Here is a 20,551-nt window from a genome sequence, read left to right as displayed (position 1 = left end):
CCTATTTCAGAGGCGGCTCGAGAGATCGTCGAGAGCCGCGGGCAGATCGTTAAACTGAAAAACAAATCCTGCCGCCAGCAACCGGGCCGGCGTCACGCGCTGGCCGCCGAGCAACAGTAACGCCAACTCACCCAGGCCAAGGCGCAGGACAAAGGCCGGCAACGGCACCAGCGCCGGGCGATGCAGGACCTTGCCCAACGCCTTGGCGAATATCTTGTTGCGCACCGGCTGTGGCGCGCAGGCATTATAGGGACCACGGGCATCACTGCGATGCAGAAGAAAATCAATCGCGGCGATTTGATCACGCACATGTATCCACGGCATCCACTGCCGACCGTTGCCGATCGGCCCGCCCAGCCCCAGTTTGAACGGCAGCAACAGGCGCGACAAAAAGCCGCCCTCGGCCGCCAGCACCAGGCCGGTGCGCACCAGCACCACACGAATCCCCAGGGCCTCGGCGCGCTGCGCGGTTTCTTCCCAGGCAATCGACAGGCGACTGGCGAAATCCTCGCTCACCGGCGGCGAATCCTCGGTCAGCTCACGCTCGCCGCCATCGCCGTACCAGCCCACCGCCGAACCGGAAATCAGGACTGCTGGACGCTGCTCACGCCCCTCCAGCCAGGCCAGCAGGGTTTCGGTCAGCTGGATCCGGCTGCTCCAGAGCAGGGCCTTGCGCTTGTGGGTCCAGAGTCGGTCGGCAATCGGCGCGCCGGCCAGGTTGATCACCGCATCCAGCGGCTCACCGGACAGTTCCTCGAGATGCCGCACACCACGCACCTGGGCACCGCATAAACGCGCCACCTGCTCGGGGCGACGGCTCCACACCGTCAGCCGATGTCCCTGCGTCGACCAGTACGCGCACAGTTGGCGCCCGATCAAACCAGTACCGCCGGTCAGCAATATGTGCATGAGTGCGTCCTCGCGTAACGTTTTGTCGAAAGCGTTAGTCTATTTTTAAAACAGGGCTCTTTTCTCTCGACCGAAATATGTTTTAACAATAGGACAGTGTGAACCGACAGGCAGGTCGCAAGTTATACCAAAAAACAAGATTGTACAGGTTTTGCTGACGGCGTAGTCTGTGCTTACAGGTAACGAGGCCCACCCATGACTGTACCTATCGCAATAATCGGTGCCGGCATCGCCGGACTTTCGGCTGCCCGGGCGTTGCACGATGCCGGGTATTCCATCGAAATCTTCGACAAGAGTCGCGGCAGCGGCGGGCGCATGTCCAGCAAACGCAGCGATGCCGGTGCGCTGGACCTGGGCGCGCAGTACTTCACCGCCCGCGATCGCCGCTTCGTCAAGGAAGTCCAGCGCTGGCAGGGTGAAGGCTGGGTCGCCGAATGGGATCCGCAGCTCTACAACTTCCAGAACGGCCAACTGAGCCTGTCGCCGGACGAACAGACCCGCTGGGTCGGCACGCCGCGCATGAGCGCCATTACCCGCGGTTTGCTCGGCCGCCTCCAGGCGCATTTCAGTTGCCGGATCACCGAGGTGTTCCGCGGTGAACAGCATTGGCACCTGCAGGATGCCGAAGGCTACACCCACGGCCCGTTCAGCCAGGTCATCATCGCCACGCCCGCACCCCAGGCCACCGCCCTGCTGGCGGCCGCGCCGAAACTCGCCGGGGCCGCCGCCGGCGTGCAGATGGAGCCGACCTGGGCCATCGCCCTGGCCTTTGACACGCCGCTGGACACACCGATGGAAGGCTGCTTCGTACAGGACAGCCCCCTCGACTGGCTGGCCCGCAACCGCAGCAAGCCGGCGCGCGACAGCCAGCTCGACACCTGGGTCCTGCACGCCACCAGCACCTGGAGCAAGCAGCATCTGGACCTGTCCAAGGAGGCTGTGATCGAGCAGTTGCACGGCGCCTTTGCCGAGTTGCTCCACGCCAGCATGCCGGCCCCGGTCTTCACCCTCGCCCACCGCTGGCTCTATGCTCGCCCGGCCGGCGCACGGGAATGGGGGGCGCTGGCCGATGCCGACCTGGGCCTGTACGTGTGTGGCGACTGGTGCCTGTCGGGACGTGTCGAAGGCGCCTGGCTCAGCGGCCAGGAAGCCGCCCGGCGACTGATGGAACACCTGGGTTGAACCGCATCAACCCGCGCAAGCTGCTGCTGTCGAAATGGACGGCAGCCCGCCCTCTGAATCGGGAAAAACATTTCCTGGTCACCGAACTGTTTTGCGATGAGCAAGGCACCGTGCTCGAAGTCGAGCTGCAAGCGGTGATGAGCCAACGCAACCAGCGCATCAGTTGGACCCATCTGCAAGATGCCGAGACCTGGCGAATGGGCTGGCAGTAAACGCCCCAGAAAAACCTGTACAAATAATTTGACTTGTACAACACAGAACCTATGATGAGCTTTAGTTGTACAAGCATGCTTGCCTGTACAAGTATTTCTCTCGAGGTTCTCCATGCCCGCCACCACCGAGTTGCCGCGCAAACCCAAAATCGCTGTCAGCGCCTGCTTGATGGGCATTGAGGTGCGCTACAACGGTGGGCACAAGGAATCGCGACTGTGCAGCCGCACCCTCAGCGAATATTTCGATTTCATCCCGCTGTGCCCGGAAGCGGCCATCGGCCTGGGCATCCCCCGCGAGCCGATTCGCCTGGTGGGTGACCCGCAGCAACCACGGGCCGTGGGCAGCGTGCACGCCGAGACGGATGTGACCCGGGCACTGGCCGACTATGGCAATCAGATGGCCGCCGAACTCACGGATATCAGCGGCTACATCTTCATGCAGAAGTCGCCGTCCTGCGGACTGGAGCGGGTCAAGGTCTACCAGGAGGGCGGGCGGCCCGCCGAAGACGGACGCGGCATCTACGCCCAGGCGTTTTGCGCGCAACATCCCGACTTGCCAGTGGAAGAGGACGGCCGGCTGAACGATGCGGTGCTGCGGGAAAACTTCCTGACCCGGGTCTTCGCCTACGCGGCCTGGCAGGACCTGCGCCAGGCCGGCCTCACGCGACGCGGCCTGACCGAGTTCCACGCCCGCTACAAATACCTGCTGATGGCTCACAACCCATTGCAGTACAAGGTGCTCGGCAAACTGCTGGGCAGCATGGGCAACACGGATGCCGAAACCATCGGGCCACGCTATTTCAGCCAGTTGATGGCCGCCCTGAAAAAATGCGCGACCCGCCGCACCCACACCAATGTCCTGCAACACCTCACCGGCTACCTGAAGCAATCCATCAGCGCCGAAGACAAACAGGAAGTGCTGCAGGTCATCGGCCAATACCACCAGGGTATCGTGCCCTTGGTGGTGCCGTTGACCCTGCTCAAACACCATTTCCGCCAGCACCCCGATCCCTATATCGCCCGCCAGGTGTACCTGCAACCGCATCCGGAAAACCTCAGCCTGCGAAATGCCATCTGATATGACCGACTCCCTCGAAGCGCCCGCTGATTACGCCAGCGCACTGGAACAGGGCTGGTTGCCCATTCGCGAAGTGGCCCGACAGACAGGCGTCAACGCCGTGACCCTGCGGGCCTGGGAACGCCGCTATGGCCTGGTGGTGCCGCACCGCACCCCCAAGGGCCATCGGTTGTTTTCCGCCGAGCACGTGCAACGTATCCAGGCCATCGTCACCTGGCTCAATCGCGGCGTCGCGGTCAGCCAGATCAAGCAACTGCTCGATGCCGGCCCGACCCTGGCCGAGCCTGCCACCAACGATTGGCAGGCCTTGCGCCAGGACCTGGCGCGGGCCATCAGCCAGTTGGCCGAGCGCCAGGTCGATGACCGCTTCAACCAGGCCATGTCGCTGTACCCGCCGCGCACCTTGTGCGAACAGCTACTGATGCCCCTGCTGGCGGAACTCGAGCAGCGCTGGCAAGGCCAGTTCGGCGGGCAGATGGAGCGGGCGTTCTTCTACACCTGGCTGCGCAGCAAGCTGGGCGCGCGGATCTATCACAACAATAGGCAACTCAAGGGCGCACCGGTCTTGCTGGTCAACCATTCGGACCTGCCCATGGAGCCGCACCTGTGGCTGACCGCCTGGCTGGTGAGCAGCGCCGACTGCCCGGTGGAAGTCTTCGACTGGCCCTTGCCGGCCAACGAATTGGCCCTGGCCACCGAACACCTGAAGAGTCGCGCCGTGCTGCTGTATTCGAGCAAGGCCATGAACCTGGCGGCGCTACCCAGGCTGCTGGTGGGGATCAACTGCCCGATCCTGATTGCCGGACCAACGGTATGCATCCATTTCGCCGAGTTATCCGTAAGTACCCGGGAGAGCGCTGAGATGACCCTGGCCGAAGACCCGTTGTCCGCTTACCAGAACCTGACCCGGCTCGGCCTGATCTAGCGCCCTCGCCCACGAATCAAGGAATGACTATGCAACTGCTCTGGCTGCGCACCGATCTGCGCCTGCATGACAACACCGCCCTGGCCGCAGCCGCCGGGCAAGGGCCGACGGTCGCTGTTTACCTGGTGACGCCCGGGCAATGGCAGTTGCACGACGATGCCCCGTGCAAGGTGGATTTCTGGCTGCGTAACCTGCAGGTACTGAGCAAGGCCCTGGCCGCGCTGAATATCCCGCTGCTGATTCGTCATGCCCAGACCTGGGAGCAGGTGCCCGAGGTGCTGGGCACCCTGTGCCAGACGCTGAAGATCGCTGCCGTGCACGTCAACGAAGAATATGGCGTTCACGAGAGCCGCCGTGATCAAGCCGTGGCGCACACCCTTGAAGCACAAGGTGTGAGCTTCCATAGCCACCTGGATCAACTGTTCTTCAAGCCCGGCAGCGTATTGACCCGCACCGGCACCTACTTCCAGGTCTTCAGCCAGTTCCGCAAGGTCTGCTACAGCCGTCTGCACGGTGCCTTGCCGCGCCTGGTCACAATACCCAAAGCCCAGGCAGAGTTGGCGTTCAAGGCCGATCCGGTGCCTGGCGAAGTCGACGGGTTCGCGCGCCCCAGCCAGGCCCTGCGCGACCTCTGGCCTGCCGGCGAGGATGAAGCCCGGCGGCGCCTGAGCACCTTCGCCGAGCAGCAGATCGACTATTACCAGAGCGAACGGGATTTCCCGGCCAAACCCGGCACCAGCCAACTCTCCGCCTACCTCGCCGCCGGTGTGATCTCGCCCCGCCAGTGCCTGCACGCGGCGCTGCAAAGCAACCAGGGCGAGTTCGACAGCGGCAGTATCGGCGCCGTCACCTGGATCAACGAACTGCTCTGGCGCGAGTTCTACAAACACATTCTGGTGGGCTATCCACGGGTCTCGAAGCAGCGCGCCTTCCGCGTGGAAACCGAAGCCCTGGCCTGGCGTCAGGTGCCGGAGGAACTGGCGGCCTGGCAAGAAGCCCGCACCGGCCTGCCGATCATCGACGCGGCCATGCGCCAACTGCTCGAAACCGGCTGGATGCACAACCGCCTGCGGATGGTGGTGGCGATGTTCCTGACCAAGAACCTGCTGATCGACTGGCGCGAAGGCGAACGTTTTTTCATGCGTCATCTGATTGACGGCGACCTGGCGGCCAACAACGGCGGCTGGCAATGGAGCGCGTCCACCGGCACCGACGCGGCGCCCTACTTCCGGATTTTCAACCCGCTGAGCCAATCGGAAAAATTCGACCGCGAAGGGCTGTTTATCAAGCACTGGCTACCGGAACTGGCCGGCCTGGACAAAAAGGCCGTGCATAATCCGGCGGCACTCGGCGGCCTGTTCGGCCTGGCAAGTTATCCACAGCCCATGGTCGACCTGGGCCGCAGTCGCGAGCGTGCCCTCGCCGCCTTCAGGAACCTGCCACAACGGCTGGAGGCCGGAGGTGCCCATGAGTGAGTTCCTGCACCATTTCGCCCAGCAATTCGTCCTGCTCGACAAGGACAACCTGTCAGGCCTCGGCGAACTCTACAGCGACGAGGTGCTGTTCACCGACCCGCTGCACGAAATCACTGGCCTCGTGGACCTGCAGCACTATTTTGCGCGGATGTACGCCTCGATCAGCGAGCTGCAATACAACATCCACGGCCTCGATGACGTCGGTGAAGGCGAAGGTTATCTGCGCTGGCACATGAGCTATCGTCATCCGAGATTGGCCAGAGGAAGGCCTATTCACGTCGATGGGTGTTCGCATCTGTTGTGGTTCGACAAGGTCTATCGGCATCGCGATTACTTCGATGCCGGGGCCTTGTTATATGACCATGTGCCGCTACTGGGCCACGCAACGGCCTGGTTGAAAAGGAGATTGGGATGAGCATTACAGCTCCACGACGTATCTGGCTGACGGGCGCCAGCAGCGGTATCGGCGCGGCCATCGCCGAAGTCCTGCTCAAGGCCGGCGTACACCTGGCCGTCAGCGCCCGCAGCCTCGAACCGCTGCAAGCCCTGGATAAGCGTTATCCCGACCAGGTCCTGCTGGTGCCCGGTGACCTGACCGACAGCCAGCAGGTCCGCGAAATCGGCGAGCGCATCACCCAGGCCTGGGGAGCCCTGGACACGGTGATCCTCAATGCCGGCACCTGTGAATATGTCGATGCCCAGGCCTTCGATGCTTCGATCATCGAGCGGGTGGTACGTACCAACCTGCTGGCCAGCAGTTACTGCATAGAAGCCGCCTTGCCACTGCTGCGCGCCGGCATCCAGCCGCATCTGGTGGGCATCGCCAGTTCGGTCACCTTCCTGCCGCTGCCCCGGGCCGAAGCCTATGGCGCGTCAAAAGCCGGCATGCGTTACCTGTTCGAATCCCTGCGCATCGACCTGGCCCACGAAGGCATCACCGTCACCGTGGTCAGCCCCGGCTTCGTCGACACACCGCTGACCCAGAAAAACGACTTTCCCATGCCACTCAGTTGGTCAGCCGAGAAAGCCGCCGAGCATATCTGTGAAAAGCTCAGGCAACGGCCCCTGGAAATTGCCTTTCCGGCGCTGTTCATGGCCGCGCTCTGGCCCCTCTCGCGCCTGCCCAGACGGCTGCAACTGGCTATCGGCAAACGCATGGCCCGCACCTCCGCGCAAAACAAGGGTCAGTCATGAAAATTGCCCTTGTCGGCAGCGGTATCTCGGGGCTGACCTGCGGACACCTGCTGAGTCGCCAGCACGAGATCACCCTGTTCGAAGCCGCCGATCGGATTGGCGGCCACACCCATACAGTGGACGTGACGGTCAATGGCCAGCGCCATGCCGTGGACACCGGTTTTATCGTGTTCAACGACTGGACCTACCCGAACTTCATCCGCCTGTTGAGCAGCCTGGGCGTGAGCTACAAAGCCACCGAAATGAGTTTCTCGGTATGCGACCCGGCCACGAACCTGGAATATAACGGCAACAACCTCAACAGCCTGTTCGCCCAACGGCGCAACCTGCTGTCGCCAGGGTTCTGGGGCATGCTGCGCGATATCCTGCGCTTCAACCGCCAGGCCCTCGAAGACCTCGAACAACAGCGCATCGCCAGCGACACCAGCCTCGGCGACTACCTGCGCGACGGTGGTTACGGCCAGCGCTTTATCCAGCACTACATCGTGCCCATGGGCGCGGCGATCTGGTCGATGTCCCTGGCGGACATGCTCGGTTTCCCGCTGCAACTGTTCGTGCGTTTCTTCAAGAACCACGGACTGCTGTCGCTGAGCAACCGCCCGCAATGGCAGGTGATCGAAGGCGGTTCGCGCCAGTACATCGAGCCGTTGGTCGCCGGATTTCGCCAGCATATCCGCCTCAACTGCCCGGTGAGCCGGGTCGAGCGCGATGAACAAGGCGTAACGATCCACAGCAGCACCGGCCGCGAGCGCTTCGACAAGGTGATCTTCGCTTGTCACAGTGACCAGGCGCTGCGCCTGCTCGCCGAACCGAGCGAGGCCGAACGGCAGATCCTCGGCGCCTTGCCCTACGCGGACAACGAGGTGGTGCTGCATACCGATACCCGTCTGCTGCCGGATCGCCCGCTGGCCTGGGCCAGTTGGAACTATCGCCTGGGCGGTGAAGGCCAGCGCCTGGCCGCCGTCACCTACAACATGAACATCCTGCAGGGCATCGAGAGCGACACCACCTTCTGTGTCAGCCTCAACCAGAGCACAGAGATCAATCCGCTGAAAATCCTCGCCCGCTACACCTATGCCCATCCGCAGTACAGCCTGAACGCTGTCGCGGCGCAGAATCGGTGGAACGAATTGTATGGCGATCAACATACCTACTATTGCGGCGCCTACTGGGCCAACGGCTTCCACGAAGACGGCGTGACCAGCGCCCTGCGGGTCTGCGCCGCCTTTGGTGAGTCCCTGTGAACAGCGCCCTGTACAGCGGCTGGATCAGCCACCGACGCTTTTCGCCACGGGCCCATGCATTCCGCTACCGGATCGGCCTGCTGTACCTGGACCTCGACGAACAGGACGCGGTACTCGGGCTCTCGCCATTGGCCGGCAGCCAGCGCCTGGCGCCCTTTGCCTTTCGCGAAACCGACTACCTGCGCAGCTTCACGCGCCAGGGCATGCGCCTGATCGATGCGGTTCGCCTGCAAGTCGGTGAAGCCCTCGGGCAAACCCCACAAGGCCCGATCCGCCTGCTGACCCAGGCCCGCAGCTGGGGCCTGGCGTTCAACCCGGTGAGCTTCTTCTACTGCCATGACCTCGACGGCAAGCTGCTGGCGATTCTCTGCGAAGTCACCAACACCCCCTGGGGCGAGCACTACCACTACGTGCTGCCCGCCGAGGGCGACGGTCACCAGCACGTCAGTGTGGCCAAGGCCTTCCACGTCTCGCCGTTCCTGCCCCGGGACCTGGAATACCGCATGAGCTTCAGCCCGCCCGCCGAACGACTCGGCGTGCACATGGCCGACTGGCAGGGCGACCTCAAGGTCTTCGACGCGACCCTCAGCCTGCACCGCGAAGTCCTTGATCGCGCCAGTCTGCACCGCTACCTGCGGCGCTTCCCCTGGATGACCGCCAAGACCTGCCTGGCGATCTACTGGCAAGCCCTGCGCCTGTTTCTCAAACGCACACCGATCTTCTCCCACCAGGCCGCCGACGGCACCTTCAGCCTGGCCGCCACGCAAACCGAGGAGCGACACCATGAGCAACGCCATGAAAAGTTCTAGCCTGGTGACCCGGGCCAATCGGTTCAGCGCCAACAGCCTGTCCAGCGCCGTCTTGCGCCGGGGTGTGCTACGCCAATTGAACCAGCTGCGCCATGGCCAGTTGCTGGTGGTCGAAGACGGCGAGCGACAACTGTTCGGCCAGGCCGGCGCCAGCCTGCTGGGCGAGATTCATATCCAGGACCCGGCGGTCTGGGGCATGGTCGCCGGCAACGGTTCCATCGGTGCCGGAGAGGCCTTTATCCATGGCTACTGGAGCAGCCCGGACCTGACCGCGGTGGTGCGGGTATTTGTCAGCAACCTGGACGTGCTCGATGCCATGGAGAGTGGCCTGGCCCGCCTCGGACGGCCGTTCATCCAGATCCTGCACTGGCTCAACCGCAACACCCGCAAGGGCTCGCGGAAAAATATCGAAGCGCATTACGACCTCGGCAACGAGCTGTTCGAACAGTTTCTCGATCCGACCATGATGTATTCCGCCGCGCAGTTCCTCAGTCCCGACGACAGCCTCGAACAGGCCCAGTTGAACAAGCTGGAACGCATCTGCCGCAAGCTCGACCTGCAACCCAGTGACCATTTGCTGGAGATCGGCACCGGCTGGGGCAGCATGGCGATTTATGCCGCGCAGCACCATGGTTGCAAGGTCACCACCACCACACTGTCCCGGGAACAGTTCGCCTACACCCGGCAACGTATCGACAGCCTGGGCCTGCAAGACCAGGTTACGTTGCTGCTCGAAGACTATCGCGACCTCAGCGGCCAGTACGACAAACTGGTGTCCATCGAAATGATCGAAGCCGTCGGTCATCAGTTCCTCGACAACTACTTCAAGCAATGCGCGCACCTGCTCAAGAGCGATGGGCTGATGCTGCTGCAAGCCATCACCATCCGCGAACAACGTTATGAGCAGGCCAGGAGCACGGTCGACTTTATCCAGCGTTATATTTTCCCCGGTGGCGCCCTGCCCAGCGTGCAGAAGATGCTCGAGGTGGTCAGCCACGAAACCGACATGAACCTGCTGCACATGGAAGACTTCGGCCTGCACTACGCACGCACCCTGCGCCTGTGGCACGAGAACTTCCGCCGTGCCCACGGGCGCCTGAGCGAACTGGGCTACGACGATTATTTCCTGCGTTTGTGGGAGTTCTACCTGTGCTACTGCGAGGGCGGTTTCCTCGAACGCAGCATCGGCACCGCGCAACTGCTGCTGGCCAGGCCGACCGCCCGAACGCAGCCGCTGCTCGGGCGCTTCGATAGTTAAGGCGGCTGGTTGGTCGTGGCCCGGATCAGCTAAAGCTGACGCAGTTGCTCACGCACCACGGCTTCGCGTTCCGCGGCATTGAAAAACAGCTGGCGCGCCATGTTCAGGCTGATCTCGCTGCGCCAGATCCGGAACACCTCCAGGGCCCGCCCGGGTTGACCTTGGCGGATCCGTTCAAAGCGCTCCTGCTCGGCCCGGGCCTGGGCCTTGACCCCGAGAAAACGCTCGTCCCAGCGCTTCAGATGAGCGCCATGGGCTTGTGGCTTGCCGTCCTTGCCCAGGGCGCCGCGCATCACGAACAACTCCTCCGGGGTGGTTTTTTCGGGATAGTGGAAATGTGCCACCCAGATATTCTTGCCGGCCGCCTTGTCGCGCACCACATACTCCTGGAGAAAGTCATCTTTCCCGAGTCTTGTGCGCGGCCCGTTGCGAAAGATCTCGACCTCGTTGTGTTCCTTGAGAAACAGCAGCCGCTCGGTGTCCGGCGCACTCGACTTGGTCACTGCGATTCGCGCCAGCAATCCCTCATGCCTGAGCGTCCCGGCCTGGAGACGCAGTTCCGAGGCCTGAACCTTGGCGGCGGAGATTTCGCTTTGGCTCACCGAACCGTTCGACTCGGCCAGCGCCCGGTCGATTTGCCCGGCCAGCGCCTCCAGCGCCCGCGCTTGCACTTCGAGCACATCCTGCAGATAGACCGGGTCCTTGGCGACCGGGATCTGCCGCTTGGCCATCTCGACCTCCCGACCGGCCTGGCGGATCTGGCTCTCGGCCATCTGTACCAGGCGCTTGAGGCCCGGCTGCGGCAGGGGCTTGGGCAAGGGGGCCGCCGCCGGCTTGGGCAACGGCTGCCAGTAGCCGTCCTCTTCTTCAACAAAGGAATCGATCGGTTGACCGGTCTGGGGATCCATCAACTCGACGACCTCATGGCCATCCTGGCGCGTGTCCCGAACATAACCGAGGTAGTTTTTCTTGCGGCGGGTACGGATGACTTTCCGGGTCTTGCCGGGTTGCCGCGACGGTACCTCAGGTTCGTCTTGCTCCGGAGCCTGCGCCTCGATGCGCTCGACCAGGCTGCGCTCGGCCTCCTGCTGCAACTCGACCAGGCGCCGGACAAACAGATCGCCCCAGACCAGACGGCTACCTTGCGGCAAGAAGCCGGTCTTGTACTCGACCATGGCCAGCACTTCGTTATATTGACTCACGCAGGTGTTGAGCACCGCCATGTCCGCCTCGGCGGACAGCGGCGAAGCGGCTCGCTCATCGAGAATGGACTGGGAGGCCAAGGCACTGCGCAGATCCTCGAACTTCATCCAGATATCGCTATCAAGCTGCTGCGGATCCAGCTCCCGGAAGCAATACAGCCCGAGCCGACAGGTTCTGATGGCTTTCAATCCAGCCACATCACTCCCTTGCCCCCTGACCTCGCGGATGCCCTGGTATTCCGTCAAATCCCGGTTGCGATGACGGCCCAGTTCGGAAAACGCCTGTTTCTCCCGCTCCGCCCAGTCGATATACAGGTCTGCGGCACGGTTTTCTCGTTGCTCTATCTGCTGCCTTTCCAGCGATACCCGGCCCGCGGCGTCCTGATAGGGCAAGCGCTCAATGATCAGCAGGCAACGACGTTCGACGATCCTTATCGAGTCCAGGGCAAACTGCATCCCCACGACGAACCGATGCAAGCAGGCAAAGAGTGTCCCCTTGTAGCCCCGCAGGAATACCGTCTCGTTCATCCGCAGCTTGTTGATCTGTTGCTCGTAACCGTCGAGAAAGGCTTTTACCCGGTCGCCGAGGCGGTCCATTCGAGCGAACCACTGCTGGTTGGTATAACGCTCGGGATTGCCTTCCATCGTCCTCAAGGCTTGCGCCTCGGGTAGTAGCGCTTCTGCCCGCGTCCCCTGCGCCTGGACCCCCTCATTCCACTCGTCCATAAAGCGCGAACTGACCTGGTCCCTCTGTTCCTGCTCCCGGCGTTTTTCCTCCAGCAGGGCGGCTCTTCTTTTCCCGACATTTCCCGAACGCCCCGATCCGCCGCGCAGGCGTAGCTTCAAGTCCGGCGTCCAGCTTCCCGCGCCATCGTTTTTCAGATAGAACCCTTCACTACGACCGTCCGGCGCGACCACCCGGACATTGCCCTCGGCATCCACCTTTACCGCAAACAGCCAGCCACCGAAGTAGGCTGCCAGCCGGCTCGACTCTTTCAATCGGATCAGTCCCTGCAAATCGCCGGAGGCGATGACTTCCCCCAGGGTCTCAGGCTCGGGCCAGGGATACGGGTAAATCTTCAAGGTGAACGAACTGACCGTCGGGCGCGAGGAGAGCGTGCCGGGCGCCACCGGGTTGTCCAGTTTCATCGGCAGTGGCCGGTCCGGCCCTTCGCTGATCGTTGCCCGGATCGGCGAGCGCTGGCCCTCCTCCATCGGGATCTGCTGCGGTGTCTCGGCGTGCGCCTGCTGGCGGGTCAAGCGATGTCCGAGAATAAAGGCGATATTCACCAATACATCGGCCCAGGCACTGGCCTTGGCCCCGGGGTCCTTTTCCTGCAGGCGTCGAAAGTCGGAATCGACACTGGCGACCACGGCGAAAATCCAGCTGGCCACCGCCGCCGGGCCGCGGATAAACATCAGCGCCACGTTGAACAGTTGCCAGCCGCCCTCCTTCAAGGTGTTCCAGCGCAACTCGGCATTGGACACCGATTGCCGGTCCGCCAGGGCGATCAGGGTCCTGGCCATCGAACCGAACAGGTGATGCAAGTAGTCGCCCTGGACCACCGCGTCATCGAGGGTAGCCGGGGCCACCGGCAACAACGCGGCAAAGTCGTCCTCGAACGAGCGCCGCAGATGGGGCTCGACAAAGCCGCCATTGGCATAGGTACGCCGGGCCTCATCGCTCAACCAGGCCAGGATGCTGTCCTGCACGGCACCGGGTTGCTTGAGCGCCGCGAACAGGGCCGCCAACGTCGGGTATTGCAGGAGCGGCTCGACGGGAGGCGTGGGGCGGGCGTCATTGTCGTGGGGACAAAAGGCCTTGTCCGGCGCCGACTGGAACTGCTGGAAGAGCGACGCCTGTGGGTCGGCCTTGGCGAGCAGGGGCCGATAGAGAATGAACGGGCCGTGGCGAGTGTCCCTCGGGCCGATAATGAACATGGACGCCACCACATCCGCGGCCGCATCGGCTTCGGCCTTGAAGGCCAGGGGACGCAGGACAATCTCCTGGCCGTTCACCTGACGCTTCGCTGCGTCGGGCTGCACTAGCGCCTCGACATAGCGGTATCCCGATTCGTCGAAGTTCGCTTCGCCGCGAATCTTCAGCTCCAGTGCCGCCATGGGCAATTGCACCCGCAGTTGCTCGCTGAACAGTTGTTCCCGGCGCCGGGCCTCGTCGGCGTCGTCGATAAGCTTGGCCCGCAGTGCATCCAGGTAGGTTTTGCCGATGTCCACGGCAGTGACCAGCCCCTTGACGTAGTCCGGGGTCAGCCATTCGGGCACCGGCTTTTCCACGCCACAGTGGCGGATGCCGATCTTCATCTTCGCATGCCGAAAACCGCCGAGATTCTCCAGGGCAAACTCCGTCAGGCTCATCCGCACCTTGACCACCGTCCCCAGCGCCCCACCCGCGCCCCCGGCAACGGCCACCGCAATGACCTTGTCGAGCTCCAGGCGAATATCGTCGGGGTTAGCGATATCGACGGTTTGCGGATGATCCTCGCCCATCTGCTTGAGCAGCGCCTTGGCGGCGAAGCCCGGCAGATCACCCACGTCATCAAGATAGGCCTTGCCGCCCGACGCGCGCTGCACATCGGCGAGTTTTTCCAGCAGGGCGCGGTAGGCGCCAAGGTCTTCGCTCGGCGCCCCGAGCAACCAATGCGGCAAGCCGTCACTGAGCGCCGCCAGCGCTTCGGGCAACTCGACCACCGTATGGGGCTCTGCCCGCACCGGCGTGAAAAACCAGTTATCGGGACGGGTGATCGCGTCGAGCCGGCGCTGGTAGTCCTCGAGCGTCCACTCGCTATCGGGCCCGATCAGCGAAATCGCCTGGACCTGGTTTTCCAGCAGGCTTTCGGCAAGGCTGGCGAGCGCTTGCTCCAACTGCATATCCGGGTCGCCCTTCTGCCAGAGCAGATGTTCGCGGTACTCGATATTGCGACCATTGGCCCGGGCACTCATGAACAAGGGCACCAGTTCTCCGAGATCCGTGGTGCTGGCCCTGAAAAGGCCTTTGGCCAGACTGAGCACCAGCGGGTTCTGCTCGATCCCCCGTTCCTTGCGGCGGGCCACCAGCACGGGCAAGGCTTCCGGATAAGCGCCGCCCCAGGTGTCCTTGCTCACCGCCTGTACGCCATAGAGAGAAAATTGCTCCTCGGGCCGTTCCAGATTGATCGACATAAAGGCACGATGCTGTTCACGATCGGCGGACAGGATCCGCCCCAGTATCCTGCCAAGACGATAAAAGCGACTGTAGCCGTCCTCATCCTCGGCGTTCCAATAGTCGACCAAGGCCTGCTGATAGAGTTTCAGCAGGATATCGCCCCAGGACCCGAGCACAGCCTGGATGGCCGGCGCATCCACCACAAGCCGGTCACCGGGCAAACTGTCGAGCTTGATCTCCAGCACATGCTCGGCGGTAAAGACCGGCGCCACGCCGGTCATGAAATGCTCGAGCACCAGGTCGATCACGGCGCGATATTGATAGCCGCCCGAGAACCCTTTTCCGTCGCGCTCAAGCCATTGGAGTTTGCCGACATACAGATGCGAGGCATTGCGCTGCGGATTCCAGCGGCTGAAAAAATACCCCTGGATGGCCGACAAGGCCACTTCCCGCAAAGTCGGCGGCTGGGCAAAAAGCGCCTTGGCCGCCTCGATCTCGTGCTCAAGCGACAGGCCTGGCAGTGTGACTGTGTCATTCATACAGACTATTCCCTTCAAGCAGATCCGACAGGTCTGGGTTCAAGCGCCATGCCCGGCACCGAACACCGGTACAGGGCCAGTAGACGCCTGACACACCAGGCCCATGCGGTATCCGCTTATCGTGGAAATATTCCATACCGCTATCCGCCAGCCAAACCAGCGGCGCCACTTGCTCGGAGGGTTCAATGGGTGAAACTAGTCCACCTCGGGTACCCAGGAAGCTATCTTCAGTCGCATGGAAAAATGCCTGAGATCGCGTAGCGCGTCGGCGGTTGAAGTGCCCAGGGCCAGACGCATAGTCTCGTCGCTGTATTCAGGGGAGATCAGCAGGCCCCACAGTGGCTGCGCCACCGTTCGAGGATGCCGGGACAAGGTCGTGAACAGATCGGGGGTGTCCAGCAACAAGGCCACCCGACTGTTGGACAACCTGCCTGAGGCGGGTGTGAACGCGGCCGTGACATAAGACATGGCGAACGAGTCGTTGAGTGTCTGTTCACTCACATACGCGACAAACTCAAGCAGTGTGTCGGCAAAGGCCCGGTCGCCAGGATGCCGACGCCGGTTGAGGGCGCGCTCGACGATATTGCGCAGATTGTGATCGTCGAACGGGCGCATCCACTCCGTATCGACGATCTCGTGTTCCTGCATCTCGCCCGCACGGGTTTCCAGGTAATCGGAGATAATCCTTAAGCGGGCATTTGACAGGCGCGGGTCCCGTATCAAGTACGCCAACTCTTCCAGCCCGACACTCCAGCCCAGATGAAAGCTGAAGACGTCCGAGCGCAGGACAATATCCGCCCTCGCCGATAAATCGGCAAAGCGCCCCAGCGCCACTCTCAGCGAGGCAACGCTCCTTTGCCCTTCATCGTAGGCCCTCCAGTTGCTCAGCAGCGCCTCCCGGTCAACGAACAGATCGTCCCTGTTGTTACGCTCGGGGTTCCTCTCGAAAAAAGCCAGGTAGTCATCCAGAAACCTGTCGATTTCGGCCGGATCCGGTTCAAGGCGATTGCCGGCATCATCGAAGCCGATTGCCCGATAATGATCAGTCAGTTCCTGTACCGTCAGGCCGTACTCCAGCAGGATGTACATGACCTCATTGCTCGGCCAGATATAACGACGGGCGAACCGTTGCAGCAGCCTGTCCAGCCCTTGGCTCAGTTGCGGCCCGGGAAGCAGGGTATGGTTCAGAAACGCCCGGATATCACGATCACGCTGGAACAACCCCTGCATGGGATTTCTGAACGGCAGATAAGCCGCGATGATCTGCAGTAATTCAGCAGGCAGGTGCGCCTCTCCCGTGCGGGTCGTCCATAGCAGTTGCCGGTTCTGCCGGTCGTTTGGCCAATTCGCAATGTTGTTCAGATAACGGATAGCCGGCCTGAAAAGACCGAGCACCGCCAGGTGCTCCTCGATCCTCGACAGGAGATCGACCGGCAAGACACCGTTGTTTTCGGCGCGCAGCGTTATCAGTTGGCGTGCGCTGTCTGGCCAGTCGTCGATAAGCTCCGGGTTATTCGCCATGGCCGATGCCAGCTGTGACTCGTAGGATTGTCCATTGACGATCCGGGTCAGCACCGCGAACGCATGGTTGCCCAGAATGCCCTCCAGCGGGTAGGCCACGTCAAACAATGCCTGCTGCACGGGGGTGCGTCGCGAGACCACATAGTCAGCCACTTGCGGGTGTTGATCGATATGATCCGCGACCCTGGCCCGCAGGTTCTGCCCTGAGTGCCCTGAGTGCCCCCTGCCCGCCAGGGCACCGGCCAGCGCATTGAAGAAACAATCGCCATCGGCGGGAACGTCCTCCCAGCGCCGGTTTCTCCACATCTGGTAGTGATTGCTTTCGATCCTGCGCAATACGACATCACTCACGGTTCGCTCGGGGTGGCGAACCGTGGGGTGCGTCACCTGGTGACGTCCCGGGCTATAGCGCACCGACCAACCCTGTCCCGCACTGATCTCGTCGAGAATCAGCAAAGCCCTGTGCCGTGGCCAGTCCGCAAGCTCGGTCATCAGCGAGGGGACCAGATCCATGATAGGGGTGTTCCAGTTTCCGGGCCTGCGTATGGCGTCGGAAATGCGCCCGGCAGTGGTTTGCACGACAGGCACGTTCGGAGTCGGCGTTTCCAGCCTTGGTCGTGACGGGCCGGGTTGGGGGGTCAGGGGAGAAGCGGCGGGCCGTTTACCGCCCAACTCATAGCCCAAGCGCCCCTCGGGCTGACGCCGGGGCGCATTGAAGAACGGCCTCTTCGGTACCCGCGCCGTTGCCACGGCCCTGGGCGCGGGGGCCAGCACCTTTCGGCCACCCTCGGTGGCGCGGTACACCAGGGCGAAGACGCCCTTGTCTTGCGGTAAAAGCCCCGTGGCCCTTAGCGTATTGAAGGTGATCAAGGTTCCCCTGGCCGCCCGCAAGCCCACCGCCCCGAGCGTGCTCACGGTGGGAAGCACTTCAGCCGCGGTCAGCACCAGGTTGAGACGGGTCCGGAGCTCGACCTCCGCGTTGCTCCTGGCGCGATGATCCGCATGCCGGATCTGAAAGCGCACGCCCGCCTGCGCCAGTTCCCTGATGAAATGCCCGCGCAATGGCAGGCAGCTCACCAACGCTCCCGAGCCCGTCAGTCCCAGCAAATGCTTGATCTCGCTTTTGTTCGCGGTGGCGATGCGCTGGGTGAAGTAGCCTTGCCACTCTTCGCTGTTCAGCAGTTCCCGGACACCCGTCTTCAAATCGGCAAACTCGCAAATATCGTTGCCATCCGGGCTGTCCGGAAAATAAACCCCCACCGTTCCCACGGTTTGTCCCCCTTGGAGGTGATCGGAAAACACCAGCACGCCATCGATACTGGCGGGGTCAGGTACCCAGTAGCCGGCAGGTGGACGCGCCATGAAACTGTTACCCAGGAACAGACGACACACCTGCACATCCCGGTCATTGACCTGCAGGCGCGAGGCCGGCTCGGGTGACAACAGGACTGTCTCCAGCCAGCGTGGAACCTGTTTCTCCGTGAGCGTGATGCCATTGACCTCGGTACACACCTGCGCCCTGAACACCTCGCCATTGTCCTTCAGGGCCGCCTCCAGGCTTTTCAATTTCAGCATGAGGAGGGTCAGCGCTTGCGTGGCACTGGCAATGGCGCGACTGGTTGGCGTGTCGTCCTGCAAGGTCTTGTGGAGCAGCGCCCGATAGTTTTTATCGACATCGCAGGTTTTCACCAAGGTCTCGATGTAATCGGGGCCCAGGACAATGTGATAACCATTGGCCGGATTGACCAGTTCATCGCCCTTGCTGTCGCGCAGCTTCGTCGGCATCAGCACCACGATGTCCTTGCTGGCCTCAGCCTTCCAGGCCGGCAAGTTATTGATCACCAGTTCAGTCAACGACATGGCGTGGGACTGATCACCGAATATCGCGCGGTCGATCACGGTCATCCAATGGTGCCACTTGACTTCGGGCACATCGAAACGAATCACCATCTGGTCCGGGTCGGGATCCAGTCCCGGGTAGCTTTTGTGCAGGTACTCCCTGGCCTGCTGTCGGGCAAACTGATTCAGCGTCGGGATATCCCGGGTCAACTCGCTCAATACCCGTTGCGCGGCAACGATCTTTTTCTCCAGCGCCCGATACTGCTTCTGCCGTGCTCGCGTGGCGGTTTTATAAAAAGCCGGACGCATGGATTCGAGCACATCCCGGTTATGCGCGGCCACCAGGCCTTCGACGCCCGCCATGGGCATCGACGAAGCGTCTTCGAGTTTTTTGGCGAGCGACTCTATCGTCAAGGTTGCGCGACTGGCCTCATGCAGCACATTGACCAGCGTGGCGTACTGCTGATCGAACAGGTCGCGGGCGGCCTGTTCAAAAACCTGCTCGAGGGGTTCATCGTCGATCCCCTGGATCGTCCAGGCGGCCCCGGCATGGTGGAGTTGAACCTCTTCTTTCAATACCTCTGGCGAAGAGAATCTCTGGAAGCCGCCCTCCCGGGAGTAAAGAAAAAGACGCGTCTGTCCCGGCAGCTTCAAGACCATGGCAGCGGGCCATTTGCGTACCTTTCCGTCACCCGCCATCAACCTGACAGCATGGGCCTGGGCAACGGGGCTTGTGCCCAGGCGATTGCGCGCTTCTCGGGAAGGGTGGGCCGCCAGGTCATCCAGGAGGTTATCGTCCCGCTGTTGCTGAGTGCGTTCCGTGGAGGTGAGCTGGCTCTGCGGGGGGCGATCGGTTTTATAGAGTTGCAGCGCGTATTGGTATTGCCATTGAAACTCATGGGCGAGGAAGGCTTCTGCCGTAAGCCCTTGCGGATTATCAAGCGCCTCGCCCCAACGGCAAGTCCTCCATTGCCGGTAATCTCCGGTCAATTGCTCGTGCAATGCTCGGTTGCTGCCGGGTTCGGCAATATAGAGCGCGGTCGCCAGCGTACGCAGTATTTCCGCACTCGCCGGACAACCCAAAAGGCTGTCCGCCTCCTCGATCGCCTCCGGGTGATCGGACAACACCACGGCACCGGGAGAATAGGTCGCCGCCGTATCGGTGATCAGCCCCTCCTTCATCGCCGCCATGAATGTCTGGGAGGCCATCTGTTTTCGCGTGCCGTCCGCGCCCACGGAAAATGTGTTGATGTACAAGGCATCCGGATCAAGCACCCGTTGGTGGAGGCCGGGAAAGTCTTCTTCGGTAAATCTCAAGCGGATCTGCGCAATCAAATAATGGCCGAGCACAGTGTCGAAAGTCGGCTGGCTGGCCAGCAGCGCAGCCACTCTCTGGTCCGACTGATCCAGAAGGTCCAGTTGCGTTATCTGTTGTTCTTCTTGTGAGCCGACCAAGGGTGATGTCGCATTTGCAGCAGGCGTGGCTTCAGTGTTCATGATGGATTCCCTTCGGGAGCAGAAAAGTGCCGGTACAAACGCAAACCGGCACGGCTTTGCAGCCAGTACACAGGGGAAACTCGTCTGAAGGCGGTAGCCCGATAGGACCGCGCCTGGCCTGGCGCCTTGCATGCCCGGCTATCGCGAGACCCGCTCCCCGGGCATACAGCACCGTGGCACTGGCATACACTGGCGCCCATGACCACTATCCCCCTGACCGACCTCACCACACCGGCAATCAGTTGCTCTTCCTGCGCGGCCTGCTGCTGCCGGCTGGAGGTGCTGCTGATCACCGATACCGGTGTGCCCGAGCGCTATATCGATATCGACGATTGGGGCGGCGAAGTGATGTTGCGCCTGGACGACGGCTGGTGCGCGGCGCTGGATCGCGACACCATGCGCTGCACCATCTACGCGAAACGCCCGTTGATCTGCCGGGAGTTCGAAACCGGCTCGGAGGAGTGCATGGAGGAACGCCAAGGAATCACCACGGCCTATCGCTGA

At 62.2% G+C, this 20,551-nt stretch carries 14 protein-coding genes; 11 read left to right on the top strand and 3 right to left on the bottom strand.

Annotated elements, in window-relative coordinates; all coding sequences use genetic code 11:
• Window positions 1–6 precede the first annotated feature (6 nt).
• Window positions 7–909 carry a TIGR01777 family oxidoreductase gene (locus tag M5C71_RS17330; RefSeq protein ID WP_152740068.1) on the bottom strand — a complete coding sequence of 301 codons (903 nt, stop codon included), beginning with the start codon at window positions 907–909 and terminating at the stop codon, window positions 7–9.
• Between the two features lie 195 nt (window positions 910–1,104).
• Here M5C71_RS17330 and M5C71_RS17325 point away from each other — a divergent pair, with 195 nt between their 5' ends.
• From M5C71_RS17325 to M5C71_RS17280, 10 genes are all read left to right on the top strand, one after another.
• Complete coding sequence (locus tag M5C71_RS17325) at window positions 1,105–2,091, top strand: FAD-dependent oxidoreductase (protein ID WP_103499268.1); 987 nt, start codon at window positions 1,105–1,107, stop codon at window positions 2,089–2,091.
• Complete coding sequence (locus M5C71_RS17320) at window positions 2,088–2,303, top strand: TIGR02450 family Trp-rich protein (protein ID WP_152740069.1); 216 nt, start codon at window positions 2,088–2,090, stop codon at window positions 2,301–2,303. The genes M5C71_RS17325 and M5C71_RS17320 overlap by 4 nt, the downstream gene beginning before the upstream one ends.
• Before the next feature lie 112 nt (window positions 2,304–2,415).
• Window positions 2,416–3,381, top strand: a complete 966-nt coding sequence (locus M5C71_RS17315; protein WP_248768368.1) for a DUF523 and DUF1722 domain-containing protein — start codon at window positions 2,416–2,418, stop codon at window positions 3,379–3,381.
• Window position 3,382: 1 nt separating this feature from the next.
• Window positions 3,383–4,306: a MerR family transcriptional regulator gene (locus tag M5C71_RS17310; protein WP_248768367.1), complete on the top strand. Its 924-nt coding sequence runs from the start codon at window positions 3,383–3,385 to the stop codon at window positions 4,304–4,306.
• A 29-nt stretch (window positions 4,307–4,335) separates the two neighbouring features.
• Window positions 4,336–5,781, top strand: a complete 1,446-nt coding sequence (gene phrB, locus M5C71_RS17305; RefSeq protein WP_248768433.1) for a deoxyribodipyrimidine photo-lyase — start codon at window positions 4,336–4,338, stop codon at window positions 5,779–5,781.
• Window positions 5,774–6,196 carry a nuclear transport factor 2 family protein gene (locus M5C71_RS17300; RefSeq protein ID WP_248768366.1) on the top strand — a complete coding sequence of 141 codons (423 nt, stop codon included), beginning with the start codon at window positions 5,774–5,776 and terminating at the stop codon, window positions 6,194–6,196. The genes phrB and M5C71_RS17300 overlap by 8 nt, the downstream gene beginning before the upstream one ends.
• Window positions 6,193–6,975 (top strand): SDR family NAD(P)-dependent oxidoreductase, encoded by a 783-nt coding sequence (locus tag M5C71_RS17295; protein ID WP_248746759.1) that lies wholly within the window; start codon window positions 6,193–6,195, stop codon window positions 6,973–6,975. The genes M5C71_RS17300 and M5C71_RS17295 overlap by 4 nt, the downstream gene beginning before the upstream one ends.
• Window positions 6,972–8,219, top strand: coding sequence for an FAD-dependent oxidoreductase (locus M5C71_RS17290; protein ID WP_248768365.1), 1,248 nt, complete (start codon window positions 6,972–6,974; stop codon window positions 8,217–8,219). Before M5C71_RS17295 ends, M5C71_RS17290 begins: the two co-directional genes overlap by 4 nt.
• Window positions 8,216–9,028, top strand: a complete 813-nt coding sequence (locus M5C71_RS17285; protein ID WP_248768364.1) for a DUF1365 domain-containing protein — start codon at window positions 8,216–8,218, stop codon at window positions 9,026–9,028. The genes M5C71_RS17290 and M5C71_RS17285 overlap by 4 nt, the downstream gene beginning before the upstream one ends.
• Window positions 9,015–10,286 (top strand): cyclopropane-fatty-acyl-phospholipid synthase family protein, encoded by a 1,272-nt coding sequence (locus M5C71_RS17280; RefSeq protein WP_248768363.1) that lies wholly within the window; start codon window positions 9,015–9,017, stop codon window positions 10,284–10,286. Before M5C71_RS17285 ends, M5C71_RS17280 begins: the two co-directional genes overlap by 14 nt.
• 29 nt (window positions 10,287–10,315) lie before the next feature.
• Here the strand turns inward: M5C71_RS17280 and M5C71_RS17275 are convergent, their stop codons facing one another.
• Together M5C71_RS17275 and M5C71_RS17270 are read right to left on the bottom strand one after the other, a co-directional pair.
• The gene (locus tag M5C71_RS17275; protein ID WP_248768362.1) at window positions 10,316–15,190 is read right to left on the bottom strand and encodes a DUF6543 domain-containing protein; all 4,875 of its coding nucleotides are present in this window, start codon (window positions 15,188–15,190) and stop codon (window positions 10,316–10,318) included.
• 195 nt (window positions 15,191–15,385) lie between these two features.
• Window positions 15,386–20,047, bottom strand: a complete 4,662-nt coding sequence (locus tag M5C71_RS17270; RefSeq protein ID WP_248768361.1) for a hypothetical protein — start codon at window positions 20,045–20,047, stop codon at window positions 15,386–15,388.
• 198 nt (window positions 20,048–20,245) lie between these two features.
• Between M5C71_RS17270 and M5C71_RS17265 the strand changes: the two genes are divergently transcribed.
• A complete protein-coding gene (locus M5C71_RS17265) occupies window positions 20,246–20,551 on the top strand; it encodes a YkgJ family cysteine cluster protein (RefSeq protein ID WP_103497627.1) in 306 nt (101 codons plus the stop codon).

It is taken from the genome of Pseudomonas sp. MWU12-2345 (assembly GCF_023242385.1).
Classification (GTDB): Bacteria; Pseudomonadota; Gammaproteobacteria; order Pseudomonadales; family Pseudomonadaceae; genus Aquipseudomonas; species Aquipseudomonas gingeri_D.
This window is presented reverse-complemented; position numbering and strand designations above follow the sequence as displayed.